The sequence below is a fragment of the Alkalibacterium thalassium genome, assembly GCF_900101165.1.
In the GTDB taxonomy this organism is placed as follows: Bacteria; Bacillota; Bacilli; order Lactobacillales; family Carnobacteriaceae_A; genus Alkalibacterium; species Alkalibacterium indicireducens.
Genome location: NZ_FNFK01000004.1, coordinates 69,354 through 89,060 on the forward strand (window position 1 = coordinate 69,354; position 19,707 = coordinate 89,060).

Genomic DNA, 19,707 nt, shown 5'->3' on the forward strand with positions numbered 1-19,707 from the left:
TCAATTGGAGCGCCGCCTGTTGTCAATAAGCAAAAACCCCTCGACCAAAACATTTCTTTCCATAATTTCTGCTTTACTTCTGGGAAGTTCTTTTTAATGAGTCGAGAACTGGCGCTTTTGTAGGCATTGATGAATTTGGACAATTCTGTGTTAAGGTGAGCTTTGAACAGGATATGAATGTGGTCTCTATCTTCATTCCATTCGATGAGAGTGATGTTGTAGTTTGTACTCATTCTTAGAAACATATCTTTGGCGTAATCTGAAACAGGGGGAGTGATGACTTTTCTTCGATACTTTATAACTAAGACAAGGTGGTAATACATCGAGAAGACTGAATGATTGTTGTTGTCCAATTCCATTGATATCACTTCCTTTCTGTTGGTTACCACTGAATATAGTATACAACAAAAATAACAGATTAACCACTTCAAGCTATCGCTTGACCAACATTCATCTCCCACTTTCACTGGTGCTTCGCACCCATACGCTTAGAAGTGGGAGACTCCTTTCGGAATTACGTTAAATCATCCAGCTCTCCCATTGGCTGATTCGGCAGTGAGAAAAGCGCACACTTTCTTCCGACAGCTTTTATGCGCGCATGCGGCGCTTTGTTGATATTCTCATTACCCAGTATAAGTGTCGCCGAACCATCCTGGTTTAAAACCAGCAGCGCTTCTTCAAATCTCGGAATGAACCCGACCAGATACTCGAAACTGCTGCCATGTTCCTTGTCGGCATAGATAACTAATGAAGACAGTCCACTGTCTTTCATGCGCTCAAGTACTTTGTTCAACCGTTCCTCTATCGTCTCATCCGTCAGCATGACCTTGCTTCTGATGTTGTCCATTTCTGGCTTCTTAACTTTTTTGACTACAACTACCACTGTCATTCCCATCCTTTTCCATCTTGTTTTTCAGTCAGGCTACACCAAACGCCTGTCTCTTACATCCCTGTCAATCATATCATAGGGAATGAAATTCGGCAGGCCGGGTAAGTGTTTTCTCATTTGAGACCTCTAGTCAGCCATTCTGGGATAACGTCTGATCAGCCAGGTGTCGCAGGCACTGTGTTCCGTCCCGTTAAGTGGCGCCTCAAGCTTCTCAAACCCATATTTACTGTAGAGATGGTTGGCATCTGACAATGAGGCAAACGTTTCAATGTAAAGTGCATCATAATGTTGCGTACCAAAATCCATTGCCTTCTTGATCAGCTGATGAGCGTAGCCATTCCCACGCTCTTTTTTTACAATGTAAAATTTCTGAATTTCTCCAACTTTCTTTTTCTCGTCAAATGGACCGACCCCTATTCCACCGATGACTGTTCCGTCTTTTTCCAGCACCCAGTACTGTCTGTCCGGTTTCTGATAATAATCGTACAGTTCGAACAAATACGGGTCGTAGTATGCTGTCCCCGGCATCTTGAGTCCTTCTTCTTCAAGTGAGCGCTGAACGATCTGACCAATGATGTCATTATCTCTTTCTTCAATTTCCCTAAGTAAAAGCATGCGTTCTCCCCCTTATTATGTTTACCACTTAGCTTATGTGACCTGGTGATCGATGACGCCAGTAAAGATTCGCTCTCACCATTATTTTTCTTATCCTATCATACTTTTTCCAGATGACAAACGAATCAGCGACTATGACCTGCAGGAACTGCGCTGGAATATCGGCTATGTGCTGCAGCAGATTGCCCTGTTTCCCAATATGACAGTAGCACAGAACATCACTACCGTTCCGGAAATGAAAAAATGGTCTAAGGAAGACATGAAAAACCGTGTAACTGAACTGCTGGATACGGTTGGTTTGGACCCTGACAAATACAGAAACCGCCAAATTTCCGAATTGTCAGGCGGTGAGCAGCAGAGAATCGGAGTCATCCGGGCTCTGGCAGCTGATCCAGACATCATTTTAATGGATGAGCCGTTCAGCGCTCTGGATCCTATCAGCCGAAGCCGTCTGCAGAAAGACGTGGTCGAGCTTCAGCACAAACTGAAGAAGACAGTAGTCTTTGTGACGCATGACATGCAGGAAGCCATCAATCTGGGCGACCGCATCTGTGTGATGAATCAGGGCAGGATCGAACAGGTCGGTACTGCCGAAGAGATACTGAAGCACCCGGCCAATGACTTTGTCAAAGAATTCCTGCAGACTGGTCTGCCGCATTATCAGGAAGAAAAGACTGTTCAACATTTAATCGACAACGACTACATCACCAGAACCTCAGATGCACCAAGTACGGCGTCGATCGACGCAGATGCGCCAGTTAACGACTTGCTTTTATTGATGGCAGACCATTCAATTGTCAAGGTGACCCATGCCGATCAGGAAGACTGCATGGTTACACGTGACCACCTGGTTCATTTCCTGGCCAGCCAAGTCAACACTGATAAGGAGGCCTCTGCATCATGACAACTTTAATTGATACTTTCCAGCAAAGAAGCGGCGACCTCGGAACGGCTCTCATCGAACACATGCAGCTGTCCTTTATGGCGTTGATCATTGCTGTACTGATCGCTGTTCCCTTAGGCATTTTTCTAATCGGATACAAGCGCATCGCTGAACCGATCATACAAATCACTGCTATTTTTCAGACTATCCCTTCACTAGCAGTCCTGGGTCTTCTGATTCCACTAGTCGGTATAGGAACAGTGCCTGCGGTAATGGCTCTTATAATCTATGCCCTGCTTCCGATACTTAGAAACACCTATACCGGACTTGAAGGAGTAGACCCGTCTCTTAACGAAGCCGCTGATGCTATGGGAATGAGCCGCTGGCGCAAACTGCGTAAAGTACAGCTTCCACTGGCTATGCCTGTCATTATGGCGGGGATCAGAACAGCGATGGTTCTCATCATCGGAACTGCAACAGTTGCTGCTCTGATCGGTGCTGGCGGACTCGGTAATCTGATCCTTCTAGGAATTGACCGTGGTGACAACAACCTGATCCTGTTAGGTGCCGTCCCGGCGGCACTGCTGGCTATTATTTTCGACCAGCTGCTGCGCTACTTCCAGAATGCGTCATTCAAAAAGACTGCGACCATTCTCGGTTCAGGTCTTCTTATGATCCTGCTTCTACTGGCGGCCCCCCTAGTCTTCGGAGAAGATGAGGATATCGTCATTTCAGGAAAACAGGGAGTAGAACCTGAAGTGCTGATGAACATCTACAAACTGCTGATCGAAGACCAGAGCGATATAACTGCTGGTGTGGAACCAAACTTCGGTCAGACTAACTTTGTCTTCAATGCATTACGGTCAGGTGAAATCGACATTTATACAGAATTCACCGGGACAGTCCTGACGACATTCTTCGATATCGTCCCTGAACCTGGTACAAGTGAAGAAGAAGTCTTTACAGAAGCTAGAGATCTGATCTCAGAAGAATACGACATGACACTGCTGAATCCAATGGCTTTCAATAACACGTATGCTTTAGCCGTCACTTCTGAATTTGCTGAAGAACATGATCTGGCGACTATTTCCGATCTTGCTAATGTCACTGACGAGGTTGATGCCGGGTTCACACTGGAATTCAATGACCGCGCAGACGGCTACCCTGGTATCCAGGATATGTATGGCATCACATTCGGTAATGTAACAACTATGGATGCCCAGCTGAGGTACACGGCTATCGAAAGAGGCGACATCAATCTGATCGTTGCCTACAGTACGGATGCCGAAATCGATGAATACAATCTCGTCGTGCTCGAAGATGATCAGGGATTATTCCCTCCTTACCAAGGTGCACCACTGATGCTTGACGCCTTGCTGGATGAGTACCCGGAAATCGAAGAGATTCTGTCTGTTCTTGACGGCCTGATCGACGATGATCAGATGCGAGGAATGAACTACGAAGTAGCCTTTGAAAGTCGATCAGCTGAAGATGTCGCACGTGACTTCCTGATTGAACAGGGTCTGATTGACGAATAAATTCTTTCAGAAAAACAATTATATGATCAAAGTCCAGCTGTTTTTACGGCTGGGCTTTTTCACTTTTTAAACCTCTATCGGTTTGGTCAATGTTCGGGTTTTACCCTAATAAAACGATGCGGAACAGTGAATATTCGTGTTTTTCTCCTCTACAACTGAACGTTCTGAGCTTTACCTATTGATAACATAATTAATTTTTGATTAGATTTAAATACTTTATGCGAATAAATAAAATTGATCGACCCCTCTTTATCCCTATCACAACAGCTTTTGAAACGGCTATCACGATATTTTAAATCCTATCTATTAATGAGAAGTTACTCATTGTAAAAAAATGCCTGAAAATACTATTTGATAAGCTTCCACCGCTTTGATACACTAATCCTTAAAATTATCAGACCGAACAGCCAAATCTTAAGGAGGATTTTCATTTATGTCACAATGGGAAACGAAATTTGCTAAAAAAGGCTTCACTTTTGATGATGTACTATTAATGCCGCAGGAAAGTCATGTTTTACCGAACGATGTTGATCTGAGTATCAGTCTAACCGATAAAGTCAAATTGTCGATCCCCGTATTAAGTGCCAGCATGGACACTGTGACTGACTCCCGAATGGCAATTGCCATGTCCCGTCAAGGCGGACTAGGAATTATCCATAAGAACATGTCTATTGAAGACCAGGCGATGGAAGTCCGTAAAGTTAAACGTTCTGAAAACGGCGTGATCATTGATCCGTTCTACCTGACACCGGACCACCTGATTTCTGACGCTGAAGAACTGATGTCCCGCTACCGTATCAGCGGTGTGCCTTTAGTCAATTCTATGGAGGACCGTGTACTTGTCGGTATCCTGACAAACCGCGATCTGCGCTTCCTGACTGACTATACTCAAGCAATCAGCACAGCAATGACTAAAGATGACTTAGTTACTGCACCAGTGGGTACGTCTTTAGAAGAAGCCGAGAAAATCCTTCAGAAACATAAGATCGAAAAACTGCCGATCGTTGACGAAAATAACCGTCTAAGCGGGCTGATTACAATCAAGGACATTGAAAAAGTCGTTGAATTCCCGAATGCTGCGAAAGATTCACACGGCCGACTACTTGTTGGGGCAGCTATTGGTGTAACCAGCGACTCATTCGAACGTGCTCAAGCGCTTATCGATGCGGGCGTTGACGTGATCGTTATCGATACGGCTCACGGACACAGCGCCGGTGTTATCCGAAAAATCAAGGAACTGCGTGAAGAGTTCCCTGATGTTGCACTGATTGCAGGAAACGTCGCAACTGCAGAAGGCACACGTGCTTTATTCGAAACTGGCGTAGACGTCGTTAAAGTAGGAATCGGTCCCGGATCGATCTGTACAACTCGTGTCGTTGCTGGTGTCGGTGTTCCTCAGATCACTGCTATTTATGACTCTGCGACAGTTGCTAGAGAATACGGTAAAGCCATCATTGCAGACGGTGGAATCAAGTACTCCGGCGATATCGTAAAAGCTCTCGCTGCCGGAGGACATGCCGTCATGCTGGGTAGCCTGCTTGCAGGAACAGACGAATCACCTGGTGAATTCGAAATCTTCCAGGGCCGTCGTTTCAAAACTTACCGTGGTATGGGAAGCCTGGGCGCAATGAAACAAGGGTCAAGTGACCGTTATTTCCAGGATTCTAAAAATGAAGCCAACAAGCTGGTTCCAGAAGGTATTGAAGGCCGAATCGAATACAAAGGAAGCCTGCAGGAAGTCATCTTCCAGATGCTAGGTGGACTGCGTTCAGGTATGGGCTATGCAGGAGCAAAAGACTTGAAAGCCTTGAGAGAAGACACTCAGTTTATTCAAATGAGTGGTGCCGGACTACGCGAGTCTCACCCACATGATGTTCAAATTACAAAAGAAGCCCCGAACTATTCCGTACGCTAATTGATAAAAATTTCTAAGATAAGGGTGAATTGAGTGACCTCTACTATTGATACGACAACATTAGAAAAACTGATCGTTCTGGACTTCGGAAGCCAGTACAATCAGCTGATCACGCGCCGTATAAGAGAATTTGGTGTTTATTCCGAGCTGCTTCCGCACACAACAACTGCAGAAGAACTGAAAAATATGAACGTTAAAGGCATTATCTTCTCCGGTGGACCGATGAGTGTCTATGACGAGAATGCCTTCTCGATCGATCCGGAAATATTCGAACTGGGCATTCCGATTCTAGGTATCTGTTACGGCATGCAGTTGATGACCTATATGCTTGGCGGAGAAGTCAGCCCAAGCAAAAACCGTGAATACGGAAAAGCTGAAATCAGTGTGCAGGACCGCACAGCCGCTCTATTTACAACACTAGAGGAAGAAGAAAATGTCTGGATGAGCCACGGGGATTATGTGACTAAAAGTCCGGAAGGCTTCACTGTCACAGCTTCAAACGATCACTGCCCGATCAGTGCCATACAGAATTTGGACAAAAATTTCCACGCCGTACAGTTCCACCCGGAAGTCCGTCATACAGAAAACGGCAATGAAATTCTGCGCAACTTTGCCTTTGGTGTCTGTGAATGCTCAGGCAACTGGACTATGCAGAACTTCATCGACATGGAAGTTGATAAAATCAGAGAACTCGTTGGCGACAGAAAAGTCCTGCTTGGATTATCCGGCGGTGTCGATTCAAGTGTTGTCGGCGTGCTTCTGAATAAAGCCATCGGAGACCAGCTGACTTGTATCTTTGTCGACCACGGCCTGCTTCGTAAAGACGAAGGCGATCAGGTCATGGCCAGCCTAGAAGGTAAATTCGGACTGAACGTGATCCGCGTCGATGCAAAAGACCGCTTCTTAAGCAAACTGAACGGCGTATCAGATCCTGAACAGAAACGTAAGATCATCGGAAACGAATTCGTCTATGTCTTCAACGACGAAGCAGCAAAACTCGACGGTATCGACTTCCTGGCTCAAGGAACCTTGTATACCGATGTCATCGAAAGTGGAACAGCCACAGCTCAGACCATCAAGTCTCACCACAACGTTGGCGGACTTCCTGACGACATGACCTTCGAGTTGATCGAGCCGTTGAATACTCTATTTAAAGACGAAGTACGTGAACTCGGACTTGAACTGAACATGCCTGAGTCACTTGTCTGGCGTCAGCCATTCCCTGGACCAGGTCTAGGGATCCGAGTGATCGGTGAAATTACTGAAGAAAAACTTGAAATCGTCCGCGAAAGTGACGCGATTCTAAGAGAAGAAATCAAAAAAGCTGGCCTTGACCGCGACATCTGGCAATACTTCACGGTCCTGCCCGGCTTCAAGAGTGTCGGTGTCATGGGAGACGGCCGCACATATGACTATACAATCGGCATCCGTGCCGTTACTTCCATTGACGGCATGACTGCAGACTTCGCCCGGATCCCGTGGGACGTCCTGCAGAAAATATCTGTCAGAATCGTCAACGAAGTCAAGCACGTCAACCGTATCGTGTATGATGTTACGAGTAAACCACCTTCAACTGTTGAGTGGGAGTAATACTTAATAACGAATATAGTATTAAGGTTCTCATTTTAAGAAATATTCTAAAACAGCCTCATTTTGTAATAGTCTACAAAATGAGGCCGTTTTATTAATTGATGAGTAGTTTCAAAAATATACAGAAGTAAGGACTTTTCCATAGAAATAAGGCACAGTTCATTAAACTTTTTAATCTATCTCGCCATATTTATGTTCAGTTTAGCGCTTCAATTATTTAATGTTCCTTTTTTCCTTGGTCCTCTTCCAATCGCTATTGTCTTTTATATCATTATTTACAAAACTGTTAGGCTGATCAGATTAGAAAAAGCAAGCACCACTTCCAGACAATAATTATAAAAGGCATGCCATGGAAAATAAAATTCCGGCATGCCTTTCTCATGTTCTTTTTCATGTATCTAAGCTCGGTCATCTTAATCCGCCGGCCGGTGATCTCCGGTCTCATAATCCAGTTCGATGCCATCCTGCTGGTTGGGGACGAACACGTTGAAGGTCAGAGTTTCTCCGTCATCGTCTACAGAGAAACCTTCCATGATAATGCCGTGGGCAAGAAGATTGTCTCCTTCAAATAATGGCGTGATCCGGTAGCGGACCTGCATCTCTGTTTCTTCGACCACATTGGCGACGAAGTTTTCAAATGGCAGCATCCCCTCGGCGTTAAACTGACGTGTCCCGGTCATAAGGTTCTCAGGTCCATCATACCCAGTCATCTGATGTCCAATTAAATGGCTGCGGTTATATAACCAGTTCCCTGACACAATTTCGTAGTTCCCTTGATTCCATCCCGTTGGTTCAATATGTCCGATTGATCCGCGCTGTTCTGCCGGCATCAAGTCGATATCAAGCAGTGCTTCCGCTACGCCCACCCGTCCAAGTTCATCCAAGTCAGCATACGTATGAAAGGGTTCACTGACTTCCAATTCTTCATTAGTGAAAAACGGGATATTGTCATTCACTTCTAAGTATAGTGAGTCGATAGGTAAGTCATCCGGTCCCGGAATATCCGCTTCTGCTATTCCGCTAACAGTGTCTGAACTGCTCTCCGTTAGCCCTAAGGCGTCTTCCAGAAGGTCACACCCACTCAAAAATAAAGCCGAGCTAATCAGCCCGACCGCTGTAACTTTTTTCAACATGTAATCAAAACACCCTTTATTCCTCCGAGCAGCTTTACTTATTACTAGCTACTCTATTTTTTATAACACATATGCCAGAATTGAACCGATTGCCAGGAGAACCAGAATGACTTTCAGATATTTGTGTGTTATTTCCTGTACTTCTACTCGGTCAGGAAGTAAGTCCTTCACTGTTTTCTTCATCAGGCCACACCTTTCCTACTGACAGCTTATCAAATCAAGCTCCCGTGTACCAGGTCAGAATGCCTAAAACGGCAAAGAGGATCGGTATGATTTGTATGAACAAAGCGGCTAGAGCAGCCATCGGTACCCAGCGCTCCGTTTCGTAAGTATTTGTATAATTCAATATGTAAAGCGAAAACCCTATTCCCAGAACAGGAACAAGGTACGCCAGCATAATGAACATAGGCAGTTTACGTGAATCAAAAGATTCGATCTCATTTGTGTTCATCTGTTTGTGCTCCCTAAATTCGTAATGGTAGTTCATGTCTATTTCCGGTTGATCCTCTTTCTTCTGATATAGAAAATATACAGATAAAAGAGCCCCAACATGGCTATATAGACAAGTCTCAAGTTAATTAATGTCTGATTAATAGCAAATTCATAGGCGAAGTTGTAAAGCAGCAAAAAGAGTATTGCCGAAAATGCGACTGCAACGGTTGTTTGTTCTTTCTTCATAACGTTACCCCTTTCGGACATCATTGGGTCAGTAACAACACCACGCTTCCAAGACAATCCTATGCATGCGATTGTTCCCACACAAAGTCTAACGGAAATAACGTGATAATCAATTATACACTGAACAGGTTCCGATTGTCTTATAATTCAAACTGGAAAAAGGATAATAAAGGGGAAAAAGCAGAAAAGAGCCTGTAAAGGAGCTCTTTTCTGCTTAAATTAGGGAGAATATGGGTTAGACGACTTCCAATTGTTTTTCCTGAATGGCTTTCAGTCGATTCGGATAGTCTGTGATGATAGCGTGAATATGTGGGTGTGAGGCTTTTATTAAGTCTGCTCTCTCGTTAATGGTCCATGTGTTGACCCCAAGCTCATATCGCTGAGCAGTTTCGAGCATCTCTTCATCAATACACAAGGCGTGAGGATGAATATAATCCATACCCAGCTCTTTGGTCAACTGAAAAATATGCTCGTTACAGCCGGGAACAAGAAGACCAGTCTGAACCCCTTCAGATAACTGCTTGACCCGCGCCATATTGTTTCGATGGAATGAAGAAATAATCGTCCGGTTTTCTACACCGTATAAAGATATCAAATCAAGGACCTTTTTTTCGAGACCAATGTCTTCACTCGTTTTTGTTTTAAGCTCGATATTAGTCAGAAAAATTTTATCGTGTGCCCATTCAAGGTATTCAGACAAAGTCGGAATTCTCTGATCAGGCAGCCCCTCCTGAAGCACGCCATCAACCGACCATCTTCGCACCTCTTCCAGTGTCATCTCAGCTACATAACCTGTCCCGTTTGTCATTCGGTCAAGTGCTTCATCGTGGAAAATGACAACTTCTCCGTCTCTAGTCATCTGGACATCGAGTTCCACCCCATCCGCACCAGACAGAAAAGCTTCTTCAAAGGCAATCATCGTATTCTCAGGAAACTTTCCGCTGAACCCACGGTGGGCCAGATTAAGAGTTCTCATGATACAAGGTGCTCCTCTCTTGATTTGGCTGCCGGTCTAAATGGTGACCGCAGCAGGGTCTTCTCTTTCTGATGATCGAACAAGTGCCACTTATTTGAATCCACTCTCAAGCAGATGCTGTCTCCAACGGATACTTTCGTGTCTGGCGAAGCTCGCACGGTCAGTGCATCACATTCGTCAATCGCTACGTGAATGTACATGTCGCTTCCCATCTGTTCAATCGTCTGGACTTCAGCTAAAAATGACTGGTTGTCTCTTATATGTGAAAGCTGGATATCTTCCGGACGAATCCCAGCATAAACACGCTGGTCATCTGACTGTCCCGTGATCAGGCGGCTCGTCAAGCCACTGCCTAAATTAATATACTGCCCATTTATTTTGATCTGCCAGTCTGACCGCCTGTGAATGCGTGTCTTGAACACACTCATTTTCGGACTACCGATAAATTCTGCAACAAAGCGTGTTAATGGATACTCATATAAGTTAAACGGCGTGTCTATCTGCTCCAGATTGCCGTCATTCATCACGGCGATACGGTCTCCCATGGTCATAGCTTCTGTCTGGTCATGGGTTACATAGACAAATGTTGTCTTCAGTTTACGGTGAAGCTTTATGATTTCGGCTCGCATCGCCACTCTTAACTTCGCATCCAAATTGGATAAGGGTTCATCCAGCAGAAAAACTTTCGGATGTCTGACCATCGCTCGGCCAAGGGCGACACGCTGACGCTGTCCGCCTGAAAGGGAAGACGGTTTACGCTCGAGAAAGTCAGTGAGTCCAAGGATACCTGCCGCTTCACGAATGCGTCTGTCTCTATCCGATTTACTGAATTTCTTCATTTTCAATGAAAAGCCGATATTCTCGTATATAGACATATGAGGATATAAGGCATAGTTCTGAAAGACCATAGCAATGTCCCGATCTTTAGGAGACAAATGATTGACTAGCTCCTGCCCAATATACAGACCCCCATCAGATATAGCTTCCAGGCCTGCAATCATTCTCAGAGTGGTCGATTTACCGCAGCCGGACGGTCCGACAAAGACAAGAAATTCCTTATCTTTAATAGACAGATCCAACGGTTTAACGGCTACTGTTTCATTGGCGTACACTTTACTTACTTGCTTCAGCTGAACATCAGCCATTGATAGCCCTCCTCAATCTTATTCCGGTGTATTGATCAGGTTGTAATTTTCAATAGCCGAGTTGATTTGAGCAGCCATTTCCTCTGCTGCCTCTTCAGGTGTCGCTACACCGTTCAGCATGTTTTCAATTTCATTTTCAATGATCTGACGAGCTTCAGGGAAGACACTTAAGAATGCTCCTTGAGATTCGGCACTTGATTCATGCAGCTGGTCGATAGCTGTCTGGAACTGAGGGAAGTTCTCTATATTTTCTTTAAACACATCTTCTTCGTGAGCAGCTGTGGTGATAGGGAAGTATCCTGTTGAAGAGGCCCAGTCAGCTTGAATCTCAGGTGAAATCAGGAACTTGATGAATTCCCATGACGCCTGTTCTTTTTCATCATTTCCGCTTTCAAGCGCCCATAGAGACGCACCACCTATAGATACACCTCCGTCGTCACCTTCTTTTACAGCTGGAAGATACGCTGTACCTACTTCAAAACTGCCATCTACCTCATTCAGAATACTGGACAAGCTAGCCGTTGAAGCTAGAGTCATTGCTGCCTGGCCTGATACGAACTCAGGTATGCCGCCTTCTCTTCCGACATTAGGTGCCGCTCCAGATTCGTACAGGGCATACCATTCTTCAAGGATATTGATCATTGCATCGTTGTCCATGAAAGACACTTCAGTGGCCACATCGTCACGTCCATTGCCGTTATTCACGAGATCCAGGCCTTGCTTGGCTGTAAACTGTTCAACGAACCAGCCGTAAATGGTCAGTGCAATCGGCATGTCTGCTCCACCTTCATTGACCAGGGCATCGTGCATGTCCTCGATTTCACTCAATGATTCAGGAGGGCCATCAACGCCGGCTTCTTCAAACATGTCCACGTTGTAATACAAAACAGGTGTAGAAGAGTTGAACGGCATAGAATACAAGTCATCATTTACCGTATAGTAAGCGGCAATATTCGGTTCGATTTGAGAAATATCGTATCCTTCACTATCAATGAAATCTTGCATAGGCACGACATATCCGGAGTCAAGCATATAGCGTGACCCGATATCATAGATCTGAACGACATCCGCTTCAAGATTTCCTAATGAGGCACTTCTAAGCTTGGTAATGGCATCGTCATACGTGCCCTGGAATTCAGATACTACTGTAATATCCAATTCATTCGTCTCATTGAAGCGATCGACCAGCTGATCGACTGCCAGTCCTAAGTCTCCACCCATAGCATGCCAGAATGTGATCGTCTGCCCTTCTCCTGTAACATCGGTTGAGACTGCTTCCGTTTCCGGCTCAGCTGCGTCTCCTTCAACAACAGCAGAATCCCCATCATCCGTGGTGCATGCTCCAAGTGCAAGTAGTGCTGCCGCTGATAGTGCCAAACCTTGAATACGTTTCGATAAAGTCATGTATTTCTCTCCTTTTTATGTGTAATTTATCCTTTAACTGACCCGGCAAACAGGCCTTTGACTAATGATTTCTGACCGATTATGAAAATAAACAGTGACGGGATCAGGACAATAACAACGCCCGCGAGCATGAGCACGACAGATTGTGAATCGACGCTGTTCATCATACTGACACCGATTTGAACCGTCCGGTAACGGTCTGAACCTGAGACGAGAAGCGGCCACATGTACATGTTCCATGCATTTATAAAAGCGTTGACTGACACCGCTCCGATCGCTGGTTTACTTAACGGCAACAGGATCTGAAAAATGAACCGAATATTACTGCAGCCGTCCATTTTTGCAGATTCGTAAAGCGCAATTGGGAAGCTTTTGTAAAACTGTCTGAAGAGAAAAATAGTTGTCGCCGATGTCAGAAACGGTACTATCAGAGCTCTGTAACTGTCCAGCCATCCCCATTGTCCAATTTGTAAGTAATTGGATACGATTGTTGCTTCCCCCGGCACCATTAATGTTGCCAGTACTAAAGCAAAAATGATTTCCTTGCCTTTTGATTCCAGAAATTGAAATGAAAAGGCTGCAAGTGCTCCCGATACGAGCTGACCTACTGTGATCAATGAGGCCACTATGAACGAATTAGCAATATACTGTCCGAGCGGAGCGACTGCAAAGGCATCCGCATAATTGGACAATTGAAGGCTTTCCGGCAGTAAGCGGAATGTGGATGAATAGACCTCTCCTGGTGACTTGAGAGACATTGATACCGCATAGAGTAACGGAAACAGAACAACGAGCATGACAACGGTGTTTATTCCCAAAAGACCTGCTTTTTGTACTTTCTTCTTGATCTCCTGCCTCCTGATGAGTGAAGCCTGTTCATCGTCAAGTATAAACGGGCGTGTTTCTTCGACTTGTGCAGCCACTTTAATTCTCCTTTCTCTGAGTCCTGAACATGAACACGGTCAATATGCCTACAATAATAAATAGAATGACTGATTCAGCTGAAGCCAACCCAAATCGGAAATTGACGAAGGCGTTTCTGTATATGTCGTGAACGATCACGTTAGTCGATTCACCGGGTCCTCCTGAAGTCAGGATACGAATCTGACCAAATGACTGAAAGGCACTGATCACATTAATGACCAAGATATAAAATGAAATATGTTTAAGACCCGGAAGCGTGATGTACAGGAACTGATTCCACGTATTCGCACAATCCACTGAGGCACTTTCATACAGGCTCTCATCGACATTGGACAGCCCCGCACTGAAGTAGAGGAAATTGATTCCACTGTTCAGCCAGCCCGTGAGCACGGCTACACTGATCAAGGCCCATCTTGGGTCCGCAAGCCAGCTGATATTCGTTCCGAGAATCTGATTCAATGCTCCGATTCGCTGATTAAGTAAAATACTGAACACCATGGCAATGCCACTGGATGCCACAGCCATCGGCATAGCGTAAACAGTAGAAAACAGTCGAATACCCGGAAACGTCCGGTTACACAAAAGTGCTGTCAGAAACCCGAACCCCATACCCAGTATTAGTACAATAGCTACATATTGAAACGTTACAATTAAACTGTTCTGAAAAGATGACGACGTCAATAAGTCGGTATAGTTCTGAAACCCGACAAAAACACGTTCGATCCCTCTGTTATCTGTGAGAAAAAAACTTCTATATATAGTCCGAAAGAAAGGCAAATACGTAAATAAGAAAAAGATAGTCAAAGCTGGTATCAGGTACAGGTACGTTTCGATGCTACATTTTTTCTTTCCTCTCTTTTTTCGTATCCCGTTTCCTTTATCGTCAAGTAATGGCTGATTAAGTTCCATAGCGTTCCTCCCATTCATCGCTACCGTTTTGTTTTTTATTACATAACTATCGTAGCAATCCATTGTAAATCCCCTGTAAGAATCGCGCTGTTTTTTGATGATCTATGTAAAAGTTCAATATAAACCCTGGTGTCTCCTTTACAATTAAGTAACCCCCCACACATTTCAGACAAAAAAAGCGTTACCTCCCTAAAATTAAGGAAAGTAACGCTTGTATCTAATATTTTTGCTAGTTTATACTGTCGGCACACTCATATCCAAGTGGTTAGCAACACCTTCAGCTAGTTCAGGTGTAACCTGGTGGAACAGTTTCAATTGACGCTCGATGATCTGCTCGTCTCGAACCCCTCTTAAGTGATCCGCAAAGTTTTTATACAGACGACCGCGCTCGTCTTCAGAAAAGACTTCCATGATCAGCTTACGCGGCTGAGAGAAGTGGTCTGCCTGGTCATAAGGCACGCTGTCTGCTTCGCCTGACACTTTAAACGGCTTGAAGTTGTCTTCTCTTGACTCTTTGATTCCATCATAGCTGTTCGGCTCATAGTTGACTGCTTTTCCGCCGTTATGGTAAGCCATCTGTCCATCGCGCTGATGATTTCTGACTTCCGCTTTAGGTGAGTTGATCGGCAGCTGGTTATGGTTTGTTCCGACACGGTAACGATGAGCATCGGCATAGGCAAACAGACGACCTTGAAGCATTTTGTCCGGTGACGCTTCAACTCCTGGTACAAAGTTACCCGGTGAGAATGTAGACTGTTCTACTTCAGCAAAGTAATTTTCAGGGTTACGGTCAAGGACCATTTTACCGACTTCAATCAGTGGATAGTCTTCGTGAGACCAGACTTTAGTGACATCAAATGGATCGTACGCATATTGAGCCGCTTCTTCTTCAGGCATGATCTGAACTTTCAGAGTCCATGACGGGAAGTCGCCCTCTTCAATCGCGTTGAATAAATCTTCGGTATGATAGTCAGGGTGCTCTCCGGCAATCTTAGAAGCAGTTTCCGGATCCATATTCTTAACGCCCTGGTCTGTTCTGAAGTGGTATTTCACCCAGAAAGACTCGCCGTCTTTATTCACCCATTTGAATGTGTGACTGCCGTATCCATGCATGTGGCGCAGCGTCGCAGGAATCCCTCGGTCAGAATGCAAGATTGTGATCTGATGCAGTGATTCCGGTGATAGTGACCAGAAATCCCATATCATATTAGGATCCTTCAAGTTTGTCTGTGGCACACGCTTCTGTGTATGAATAAAGTCAGGGAATTTGATTGCGTCACGGATGAAGAAAATAGGTGTGTTGTTACCAACAATGTCATAGTTTCCTTCATCTGTATAGAATTTAACTGCAAATCCGCGTGGGTCACGAACCGTATCAGCTGAACCCAGTTCGCCGGCAACTGTTGAGAAGCGGATAAACATAGGTGTTTCTTTTCCTTCTTCAGAGAAAAGATCTGCTTTGGTGTACTTGGCAATGTCTGGATTGGTTACTGTGAAATGGCCATGAGCCCCTGCACCTTTTGCATGCACGACACGTTCAGGCACACGTTCGCGGTTGAAGTGAGCCAGTTTCTCAAGTAAGTGAACGTCTTGGATTAAAGTTGGGCCGTGGGTACCGGCTGTCATTGAGTTCTGATTGTCTCCAACTGGAGCACCAGTGGATGTTGTTAATTTACTATTATTCTCAATCATCTTATGTATCTCTCCTTACATTTTATGAACTACTATATTATAATAGATATAAACTGAAAAACCAAGACCCTATTGCAAATATGCCTTTTTATTTCAATGATATGCTTTTTTAAGTTGAAACTAAGGCAAACATGTGTTAATTTAATTATTGTAAGAAAACTATCTAAAACATACATAAGGAGATTGGTCTATATGAAAAAACTGAATACAAAAACAGTTTTACTTGTCCTTTCAGCAGTCATCACACTCATGTTAGTGGCTTTACTAACAGATGTTTTACCTACTTACAGTGAACATGGTCGTTCAATGATCGTGGGAACTCTTGCTTATATCGCCATGGGTGGTATAGTTTTATCCAAACCACTGGACAACAAGCACGTCGCTACCGTTTCTGGGATCATGAGTGCCGGATTCATCGCGGCTCACATTCTCATTGAAGCAGCTTTATTCTCAACTATGGGTATTGCAGCAGTCACTAACCCATTTGGTTATGCGGCTGTCGCAGCGCTGATTTTAGCAGCACTGGCGTTCGTCGTAAGCAAAGTCAAAGCACTTGAAAACATCAGCCTGTACGTGAATGGCTTTATGACAACTGGAGTGACACTGGTTTATTACCACGTGGCTTCACTTGCTCCTATAAGAGCATCACTCTTATTCTTTATCCCGTTCACTCTATTCTTCGCATGGACTGTCGCTCAATACGGCATGCAGGTTTCAGAAGTAGTTAAAACACGCAGACAGACTGCGTAATATAAGATAAACCGAAAGACCAGTGGCCCGTCATTCAAACGGCAGCGACTGGTCTTCTTTTTTATCGTTATAACTTAATCTGACTGTTTTTTAACGGCACCCAAAGCTCACAGAAGACATTTGCCTCTTTTTCTTCAGGATAGAATTCATATTCGGTCTCTTCGAGCAACTTATAGCCTGTCTGTTCTTCGAATTCCCGGTTGATCATGTCCCACGTCTCACTCACACTGCTCGGAGTAGTTCCGATACACTTGAATACCACCCATTTAGAAGAAGAGAGTCTCCACAACTGATAACCGTCTGGCACCTCGCCTCCATCGTGATTCACACCTATTTCGAATTCAAACGTCCCCTTCTCTTGCGATATCGGTGTACATGCCCCATAAATATCGGACGTTGCAGCATGCTTTTCTAAAACCTGCATCACTCCTGACTCCATACTTTTCTTCCAGAAATCTGGAATAGTATAGGACACTTTCTCGGGGTCGGTGATAGCCTCCGACGGAAACTGCTCCACTCTGGCCAGCAACGTAACGGGCTCCCGTTCGACAATTCTGTACTCCATAACTCTTCTCCTTTTTTCTCTTTTTTACCTGCAGTGTCCTCGCAGCCTGTCGCTTTCTCTAATTACTTTCTAGCTTCAGGCCTTGCGGAACCCCATCCCCAATCTCACCTTTATTCTACTCCTATATCCATAGAAAAACAGCTATGATTCCTCAAAATTATATATAAAAAGAGCCCCCTCAAGAGCTCTTTCATCCAAACTATACAATTGCCACACACTTTTTGCTATCGTGTGCCGATATACAGCAGAATGTAACTGACTATGTAGACAAGTGTAGTAGCGGATGTCACTATGTAGAGAATCGTTTCAGATCGTGACTACAGACCCCGTTTCTTTTTCTTTCTCAAAGACCTCTCAAGAATGATCGCGACAATAAATAGTATAAGAATAGACACTTCGTTTAAACTTTCCAGTACTGAAATCAATGGTCCTACATCCCCTTCTGGCAACAGATTCTCTATTAACAACTAACGTAACACAAAAAGGCACTCTACTTAAACAGTGCCTTTTTGTGTATTTAATTTTTCTTTGCCACCGGGATCCATATTTCACAAAACAGATTGTCTGGTCCATCAGCAGGGTATAATTCAAAGTCCGTGTCATCAAGCATGTCGTAGTCCGAACCGGGTAGAAACTCTTTAAATATACGCTCCCAGGTGTCTGCTATGCAGCCTGGTGTGTCACCGATACAGGAAAAAACTGCCCACATTGTCGGGGTCACGTCCCAGACCTGATACCCCTCAGGGACTTCGCTGCCATCATAAACCATTCCGATGCCGTAATCAAAATAGAGACTGTCCTTAGATACAGGCGCACAGACACCATAAAAATCGTCCGTTTCTGCATGCTGCATCAGTTCTGTAAAGACTCCTGATTCTCTACTGTCTTCCCAGAAGCCAGCTATCTTATTGACCTCTTTTCCGTTTTCATCCACAGCTTCCGTTTCGAACTGCTCGACCTTGGCAACCAGCTGAAACGCTTCTTTTTCGACTATTCTATACTGCATGATCGTGCCTCCTTCTGTTGATATTCTTATCACGAGGCGATTGAAACTGTTCAACGGAGCATCCGCTTTTTTAGCTTTACTTGGTGTGATGCCGTGAAACCTCCGGAACGCTTTGGAAAAACTTTCAGGAGAGTCATACCCATATTTGTAGGCCAGATCGATGACCTTTACATCTGACAAGGTAATCTCCTGGCCAGCCATCGACAGACGCCGGTTCCTTATGTATTCACCCGGCGTCACATCTGTGATCAGACTGAATATGCGCTGAAAATGAAACGCTGATAAATAGACATGATCGGCCACATCTGTATAACTGATCTCTTCCAGCAGATGTTCTTCCATATATTGAATGGCCTGCTGAATCGTCTGAAAGTAATCCATATCGCTCACCTCACTTCAAAGTATACGTGCAGAAGACACACGTTTCCTGACAGGGGTTGCTCGAATGTGTCAGGTTCAGTACGACTTACTTTTTTACTCTTTTAAGCCTGTTCACTTATGGAAGTGCAGCACGTATTCATTAAACTCATCGTTAAACGAATCGTCTTTAAATCCTAAGTCCCTGAGAAGGCTCCCCATGGCTTCGTTTCCTTTGACATAGTCGGCAATCAGCACGGTATGGTCAGGGTCATTTTTGAAGCGTTCAATGACCGCCTGCACCGTCTGACGTCCGTAACCTTTTCCTTGGTACTGCTTGTCGACCATCATTCGCCAGATCATCATTTCCTTCTCTTCAAAGTCCAAGTCAAGCAGTAAAAAGCCGACAACGGTCTCCCCGTCCTGGACCGCATAAGGAAAGACGTCCTCATTTTTTCGGTAAAGGTAACATTCTGCAAGTGAGCGCACATTAGGCGCGACGAATTTTCGCTGGTGTTCATGAAGGTCCAGCTTAATCACTGCTTCAAAATTATTCTCATCAATAGGTACCAGTTCTATCATCTTAATCTCCTTTGCAATACTGCTTTTTCAGGAATTATCAGGCCTTCCTGACTTTCAGTATCTTGAACTACCCCCACTTTCGCTCACGCTTAGAAGTGGGAGATTCCTGGGAACAAAGTAGACTTGACACACTTGTTTAATAGAGTATCAGCGGTT

21 protein-coding genes are annotated in these 19,707 nt (G+C 44.6%); 5 read left to right on the top strand and 16 right to left on the bottom strand.

Annotated elements, in window-relative coordinates; all coding sequences use genetic code 11:
* From tnpA to BLR76_RS02085, 3 genes are all read right to left on the bottom strand, one after another.
* Nucleotides 1–359: IS200/IS605 family transposase (gene tnpA / locus BLR76_RS02075; protein ID WP_091264845.1), on the bottom strand; the 359-nt coding region annotated here is incomplete at its 3' end.
* A gap of 155 nt (nt 360–514) precedes the next feature.
* A complete protein-coding gene (locus tag BLR76_RS02080; protein ID WP_176759577.1) occupies nt 515–889 on the bottom strand; it encodes an aminopeptidase P family N-terminal domain-containing protein in 375 nt (124 codons plus the stop codon).
* A gap of 126 nt (nt 890–1,015) precedes the next feature.
* Nucleotides 1,016–1,504 carry a GNAT family N-acetyltransferase gene (locus tag BLR76_RS02085; RefSeq protein ID WP_091264849.1) on the bottom strand — a complete coding sequence of 163 codons (489 nt, stop codon included), beginning with the start codon at nt 1,502–1,504 and terminating at the stop codon, nt 1,016–1,018.
* Nucleotides 1,505–1,556: 52 nt separating this feature from the next.
* On the opposite strand from BLR76_RS02085, the gene BLR76_RS12315 reads away from it, so the two are divergent.
* The 4 genes from BLR76_RS12315 (at nt 1,557) to guaA (ending at nt 7,430) form a co-directional block, all read left to right on the top strand.
* Nucleotides 1,557–2,408: an ATP-binding cassette domain-containing protein gene (locus tag BLR76_RS12315; RefSeq protein ID WP_091264852.1), complete on the top strand. Its 852-nt coding sequence runs from the start codon at nt 1,557–1,559 to the stop codon at nt 2,406–2,408.
* Nucleotides 2,405–3,925, top strand: a complete 1,521-nt coding sequence (locus tag BLR76_RS02095) for an ABC transporter permease/substrate-binding protein (RefSeq protein WP_091264854.1) — start codon at nt 2,405–2,407, stop codon at nt 3,923–3,925. The genes BLR76_RS12315 and BLR76_RS02095 overlap by 4 nt, the downstream gene beginning before the upstream one ends.
* A 433-nt stretch (nt 3,926–4,358) precedes the next feature.
* Nucleotides 4,359–5,840, top strand: a complete 1,482-nt coding sequence (guaB, locus tag BLR76_RS02100) for an IMP dehydrogenase (protein ID WP_091264857.1) — start codon at nt 4,359–4,361, stop codon at nt 5,838–5,840.
* A 33-nt stretch (nt 5,841–5,873) separates the two neighbouring features.
* Nucleotides 5,874–7,430 carry a glutamine-hydrolyzing GMP synthase gene (gene guaA / locus BLR76_RS02105; protein WP_091264859.1) on the top strand — a complete coding sequence of 519 codons (1,557 nt, stop codon included), beginning with the start codon at nt 5,874–5,876 and terminating at the stop codon, nt 7,428–7,430.
* 413 nt (nt 7,431–7,843) lie between these two features.
* Here the strand turns inward: guaA and BLR76_RS02110 are convergent, their stop codons facing one another.
* The 10 genes from BLR76_RS02110 to BLR76_RS02150 all read right to left on the bottom strand — a co-directional run bounded on the left by BLR76_RS02110 (nt 7,844) and on the right by BLR76_RS02150 (nt 16,291).
* Nucleotides 7,844–8,563 (bottom strand): DNA/RNA non-specific endonuclease, encoded by a 720-nt coding sequence (locus BLR76_RS02110; RefSeq protein WP_091264861.1) that lies wholly within the window; start codon nt 8,561–8,563, stop codon nt 7,844–7,846.
* 60 nt (nt 8,564–8,623) lie between these two features.
* The gene (locus BLR76_RS12320; RefSeq protein ID WP_281241329.1) at nt 8,624–8,746 is read right to left on the bottom strand and encodes a hypothetical protein; all 123 of its coding nucleotides are present in this window, start codon (nt 8,744–8,746) and stop codon (nt 8,624–8,626) included.
* Nucleotides 8,747–8,780: 34 nt separating this feature from the next.
* A complete protein-coding gene (locus tag BLR76_RS02115) occupies nt 8,781–9,014 on the bottom strand; it encodes a hypothetical protein (RefSeq protein ID WP_143009170.1) in 234 nt (77 codons plus the stop codon).
* A gap of 38 nt (nt 9,015–9,052) precedes the next feature.
* Complete coding sequence (locus BLR76_RS02120; RefSeq protein WP_091264866.1) at nt 9,053–9,241, bottom strand: hypothetical protein; 189 nt, start codon at nt 9,239–9,241, stop codon at nt 9,053–9,055.
* Nucleotides 9,242–9,476: 235 nt separating this feature from the next.
* Nucleotides 9,477–10,217, bottom strand: a complete 741-nt coding sequence (locus tag BLR76_RS02125; protein WP_091264868.1) for a glycerophosphodiester phosphodiesterase — start codon at nt 10,215–10,217, stop codon at nt 9,477–9,479.
* Nucleotides 10,214–11,362 carry an ABC transporter ATP-binding protein gene (locus tag BLR76_RS02130; RefSeq protein ID WP_091264870.1) on the bottom strand — a complete coding sequence of 383 codons (1,149 nt, stop codon included), beginning with the start codon at nt 11,360–11,362 and terminating at the stop codon, nt 10,214–10,216. Before BLR76_RS02130 ends, BLR76_RS02125 begins: the two co-directional genes overlap by 4 nt.
* 18 nt (nt 11,363–11,380) lie before the next feature.
* Complete coding sequence (locus BLR76_RS02135; RefSeq protein ID WP_091264873.1) at nt 11,381–12,766, bottom strand: ABC transporter substrate-binding protein; 1,386 nt, start codon at nt 12,764–12,766, stop codon at nt 11,381–11,383.
* Nucleotides 12,767–12,792: 26 nt separating this feature from the next.
* Complete coding sequence (locus tag BLR76_RS02140) at nt 12,793–13,689, bottom strand: carbohydrate ABC transporter permease (RefSeq protein WP_245683001.1); 897 nt, start codon at nt 13,687–13,689, stop codon at nt 12,793–12,795.
* A gap of 1 nt (nt 13,690) precedes the next feature.
* The gene (locus BLR76_RS02145; protein WP_091264875.1) at nt 13,691–14,599 is read right to left on the bottom strand and encodes a carbohydrate ABC transporter permease; all 909 of its coding nucleotides are present in this window, start codon (nt 14,597–14,599) and stop codon (nt 13,691–13,693) included.
* Nucleotides 14,600–14,833: 234 nt separating this feature from the next.
* A complete protein-coding gene (locus tag BLR76_RS02150; protein WP_091264877.1) occupies nt 14,834–16,291 on the bottom strand; it encodes a catalase in 1,458 nt (485 codons plus the stop codon).
* A gap of 192 nt (nt 16,292–16,483) precedes the next feature.
* Between BLR76_RS02150 and BLR76_RS02155 the strand changes: the two genes are divergently transcribed.
* Entirely contained in the window at nt 16,484–17,041 is a 558-nt protein-coding gene (locus BLR76_RS02155; protein WP_091264879.1) for a hypothetical protein, read from the top strand.
* Nucleotides 17,042–17,108: 67 nt separating this feature from the next.
* Here the strand turns inward: BLR76_RS02155 and BLR76_RS02160 are convergent, their stop codons facing one another.
* From BLR76_RS02160 to BLR76_RS02170, 3 genes are all read right to left on the bottom strand, one after another.
* Nucleotides 17,109–17,606, bottom strand: coding sequence for a GyrI-like domain-containing protein (locus BLR76_RS02160; protein WP_091264883.1), 498 nt, complete (start codon nt 17,604–17,606; stop codon nt 17,109–17,111).
* A gap of 517 nt (nt 17,607–18,123) precedes the next feature.
* Nucleotides 18,124–18,993 (bottom strand): AraC family transcriptional regulator, encoded by an 870-nt coding sequence (locus BLR76_RS02165; RefSeq protein WP_091264884.1) that lies wholly within the window; start codon nt 18,991–18,993, stop codon nt 18,124–18,126.
* 111 nt (nt 18,994–19,104) lie between these two features.
* Entirely contained in the window at nt 19,105–19,551 is a 447-nt protein-coding gene (locus BLR76_RS02170; protein ID WP_091264887.1) for a GNAT family N-acetyltransferase, read from the bottom strand.
* Nucleotides 19,552–19,707: the final 156 nt, after the last annotated feature.